Raw genomic sequence first — 3,758 nt, 5'->3', positions numbered from 1 at the left:
GTTTCCTCGGCGGCGCCGGCCGGAGCGCCCTGCGCGGCATCGGGCAGGGCCCGGCCGCCACCGGGCCCGCCCCTGTTTCCGCTGCTGCCGCGCAGGGACGACAGGGTGGAGTTGCCCTTGAGGCGGATCCCCACGTCGTTGAGGTAGACGCCGTCGATCACGAGGTCGGCCTCGATGTAGTCCTTGGTGCCGTCCTCCTCGAACTCCTTCATCATCTTGGTGAAGTCGGTCTGCTGATAGGTGAGTTGGAGCGAGTGCGCCACCGTCGTGTCGTACAGGTCCACCGTGCCCCGTACGTCGTCGGTGATCGCGTCGGCCTCGACCCGTGAGGACGAGGTGACGTACGGGGAGATCCGTGCGTCGCCGAGGAAACAGACCATGGTGGCGAGCCCGACGCCCAGCGCGGCGGCCGGCTTCCAGTGATGGCGCAGCCGTACGGGCACCCGGTCCTTCAACCGCCGCCCGCGCCGCACGCTGGTCCCGCCGCTCATCACAGGTCCGTCGTGTCGTAGCCGGTCAGTACGGTGACCCGCTGGCCGGACGTACGCTCCTGGAGGGCGCTGACCAGGTCACCGGGCTCGGCGCCCTTCTTCAGCCGGACGGTGTAGAAGATCTCGCTCAGCGCGCCGCCGCGGATCGTCTCCGTGCTGACCAGCTCGAACTCGCTGGTGTACTTGATCAGGACGTCACGGATCTGCGGGGTGTAGTCCTCACCGGCCGGGACCTGGACCTTGACGACCTGCCGCTGCACGTTCAGCGCGAACCAGTTGAACTTGAACATCACCAGGATCACGGTGCAGATCACGACGGCGCCGACCGCGGCCAGCGTGTAGAAGCGGGCGCCGCAGGCCATGCCGATGGCCATGGCGAGGAAGATGAAGCCGACGTCCCTCGTCTCCTTGACCGCGTTGCGGAAGCGGACCACGGACAGGGCGCCGACCAGGGAGAACGCGCGGGCCAGGTTCGAGCCGACGACCAGCATGATCAGGGCGACGATCATGCCCACGATGACCAGGGTCTGTACGTAGGACTGGCTGTAGGAGACATTGCGGTGCGTGTACCGGTACACGTATCCGATCAGCGTGGACAGGACGAAGGACAGCGCCATCGCCGCCACGACGTCGGCCACGCTGAACGTGCCGCTGAGTTCCTGCAGTTCGAAGTTCACAGTGCTCCTGCCTTCAACGACGCATCGGGCTGCGCCGGCCGCTGCTCCAGCGGCTGCTCTTCGGTGGGGGTGGGCGGAGGACAGTCCGCCTCGTTGACATGGAAGACCGACCGCGGGGCCAGACCGAACGCCTCGACGGACTGCACGTACTTCGAGATGCGTACGAGGTTGAGGTTGCGCCGGGCGGCCAGGTCGGTGATCCAGTGGGGGGTGCGCTCGTTGACCTTGATCTCCATGACGGACATGTGCGGCGGGATCGTGAACCGGTTCTCCGGGGTCCGGATACCGAAGTGGAAGTCCCGGTCCCGGCCACGGATGCGACGGTCGAAGGTGACCCGCAGTCCGGTGTCGGCGTTCCGCCCGACCAGGGCCTCACGCTGGTAGCCGGTGATCGCGGTGGGCTTGAGGTCGAGCCGTACGACCAGGTCGAGGACCTCCTGGATGAAGGCGCTCTCCCGCGGCGAGTGCTCCACCATCTCCCGGCCGTCGCACAGCCGCCGTGCCACGCCGTACGGAAGGGTGATGCGGCGCTTCTGCGTGACCCGGTTGACGCGCTGCTTGATCTCCACGCAGACCGGCGCCTCGTCGGTGACCCCGTCGAGATCGCCGTAGTGCCGGATGCGCAGCTTGCGCCGGAACTTCAGGCCCTCGATCTTCTCCCAGTAGAAGCGGAGCTGCGGGGTGTCGTAGTAGAGGCTCCACACGCCGTACCCGCCGACCGGGCTGTGCAGATCGCGGTCCATCCGCTCGGCCAGCTCGTCGCGGATCTCCGCCGCCTGGTCGACCGGGACCAGGTACTTCAGCTCGAACCGGTTGAACGCGTGCAGCCGACTGGCCACGTGCAACGGGTCTTCGCTCTCCTCGTCCCTCTCCTGCGCGGCGGCAGCCTTCGACAGGAACACCATGCGCCTCCCTCATTCGTACGTTGCGGACCGGCGGACCGACCGGCCTGGCACACGCAACCAACGGCGAATGAGGAGCCCATGAGAATCACGGGTTGATTTCAGGAGTCTTGAGGGGGACGCGAAGGTGAACTGGAGGCAAACGGGACAGTTCGCTGCGGGAACGGCACCGCGGCGCTCACGGACAGGCCACTTGCGGCCAGGCCACTCACGGCCAGGGGCTCAGGTGCCGAGCAGCGCACCCACGAAGTCGTTCCGGAAGGTCCCCGTCGGGTCGAGCTCCGCGACCAGGGCCTTGAAGTCGGCCATCCGCGGATAGCGCCCCCGCAGGTCCGAAGGCTCCGCCGTGAACACCTTCCCCCAGTGCGGCCGCGCGTCGAAGGGCGCCAGCGCCTCCTCCAGCCGCCGGACCACGGGCAGCACGGCCGCCGTGTCCTCGACCCAGGTGAAGTGGAACGCCACGGTGTCCCGCCCGTACGCCGGACTCAGCCACTGGCTGTCGGCGGCGACCGTGCGCACCTCGCAGATCTGCAGCACCGGCGCGACCGTCCCGCGGATCGCGTCGACGGCGTGCAGGGCGTCGGCCGCGTACGAGCGCGGGAGCAGGTACTCCGACTGCAGCTCGGCGCCGCTGCTCGGGGTGAACTCGGGCCTGAAGTGCGGCAGCCGCTCATGCCAGGGGCCGGGCACGCCGAACTGCTGCGTGCAGTTCACGGCGGGCATCCCCGGCACCGGGTGCATCGCCTCGGCGGCGGGCTCGGCCCACGGGAAGCCGTCCCACGGCACGTCCGTACGCCGCTTCACCCACGCCTGCACGAACCCCGACCGCCGCCAGTCGGTGAACAGACTCACGCTGTACGCCGACGCGGACACCGTCTCGAAGTCCAGCCCGGCCAGTGGCAGCCGGCCGAAGACGTGCTGGGCGACCTCGAAGTCCGGCTCCAGGTCGAGGGTGAGCGCGGTGACGACACCCAGGGCGCCCAGCGAGGTCACGGCGCCGTCGAAACGGGGGTCGTCGCGGCCGATGCTCAGGACCGAGCCGTCGGCGAGGACCAGCTCGACCTCACGGACCGGGGAGGCCAGCGAGCCGTTCGCGTTGCCCGAGCCGTGGGTGCCCGTCGCCACCGAGCCCGCCACGGAGATGTGCGGGAGGGAGGCCATGTTGGGCAGGGCGAGCCCGTGCTCGTGGACCGTCCGCGCGAGTTCCGCGTACCGGACGCCGCCGGCCACGCGGACCGTACGGGTCGCCGTGTCCACCTCGATGGACGGGGGGAGGGCGGTGAGGGAGAGGAGGGTGCCCTCGGGGCCCGGGTCGGCGATCAGGTTGAAGGAGTGGCCGCTGCCGAGCACTCGGGCGTGGGGGCTGCGGGCGATCAGGTCGCGGAGGGCGTCCAGTGAGTGTGGACGCTGCAGCTCCTTGGCGGAGTACGTGATGTTCCCCGCCCAGTTCCTCAGACCCTCAGCCATCCCTCACCCTTCCCAAAAGTCCTCCCTGGAACCTACCTCTCCGTGACCTGCGATGTCGTCTGCGGCCCGGTGGGGGCCGATCGCGCAGTTCCCCGCGCCCCTTGAGGGCGGGGCTGCGCCCCGGGCCCCGTTCGTCGTCTGCGGGCCGGTGGGGGTCACCCGCGCAGTTCCCCGCGCCCCTGAAAGATGAAAGGCAGGGGCGTAGCCCCGCTTTTCAGGGG

3 protein-coding genes and 1 pseudogene are annotated in these 3,758 nt (G+C 69.3%); all 4 read right to left on the bottom strand.

The window, feature by feature from the left end; translation table 11 throughout:
• Positions 1–491, bottom strand: a pseudogene (locus ACFWGJ_RS42675) (spore coat protein CotH); the annotation flags it as partial.
• Positions 491–1,168, bottom strand: a complete 678-nt coding sequence (locus tag ACFWGJ_RS42670; protein WP_387334352.1) for a DUF4956 domain-containing protein — start codon at positions 1,166–1,168, stop codon at positions 491–493. The pseudogene ACFWGJ_RS42675 and the gene ACFWGJ_RS42670, both read right to left, overlap by 1 nt.
• Entirely contained in the window at positions 1,165–2,073 is a 909-nt protein-coding gene (locus ACFWGJ_RS42665; protein ID WP_387334351.1) for a polyphosphate polymerase domain-containing protein, read from the bottom strand. The genes ACFWGJ_RS42670 and ACFWGJ_RS42665 overlap by 4 nt, the downstream gene beginning before the upstream one ends.
• 219 nt (positions 2,074–2,292) lie before the next feature.
• Entirely contained in the window at positions 2,293–3,537 is a 1,245-nt protein-coding gene (locus ACFWGJ_RS42660; protein WP_387334350.1) for a D-arabinono-1,4-lactone oxidase, read from the bottom strand.
• Between the last annotated feature and the right edge of the window lie 221 nt (positions 3,538–3,758).

The organism is Streptomyces sp. NPDC060205, assembly GCF_042728395.1.
In the GTDB taxonomy this organism is placed as follows: Bacteria; Actinomycetota; Actinomycetes; order Streptomycetales; family Streptomycetaceae; genus Streptomyces.
Note: the sequence above shows the minus strand (reverse complement) of the source record. Positions and strands in the feature narration are given on the sequence as shown.

What these genes read in the sequence shown, in the direction of transcription:
- ACFWGJ_RS42665 (WP_387334351.1), bottom strand. Translation starts at nt 2,073, where the DNA reads ATGGTGTTCCTGTCGAAGGCTGCCGCCGCGCAGGAGAGGGACGAGGAG.
- ACFWGJ_RS42660 (WP_387334350.1), bottom strand. Translation starts at nt 3,537, where the DNA reads ATGGCTGAGGGTCTGAGGAACTGGGCGGGGAACATCACGTACTCCGCC.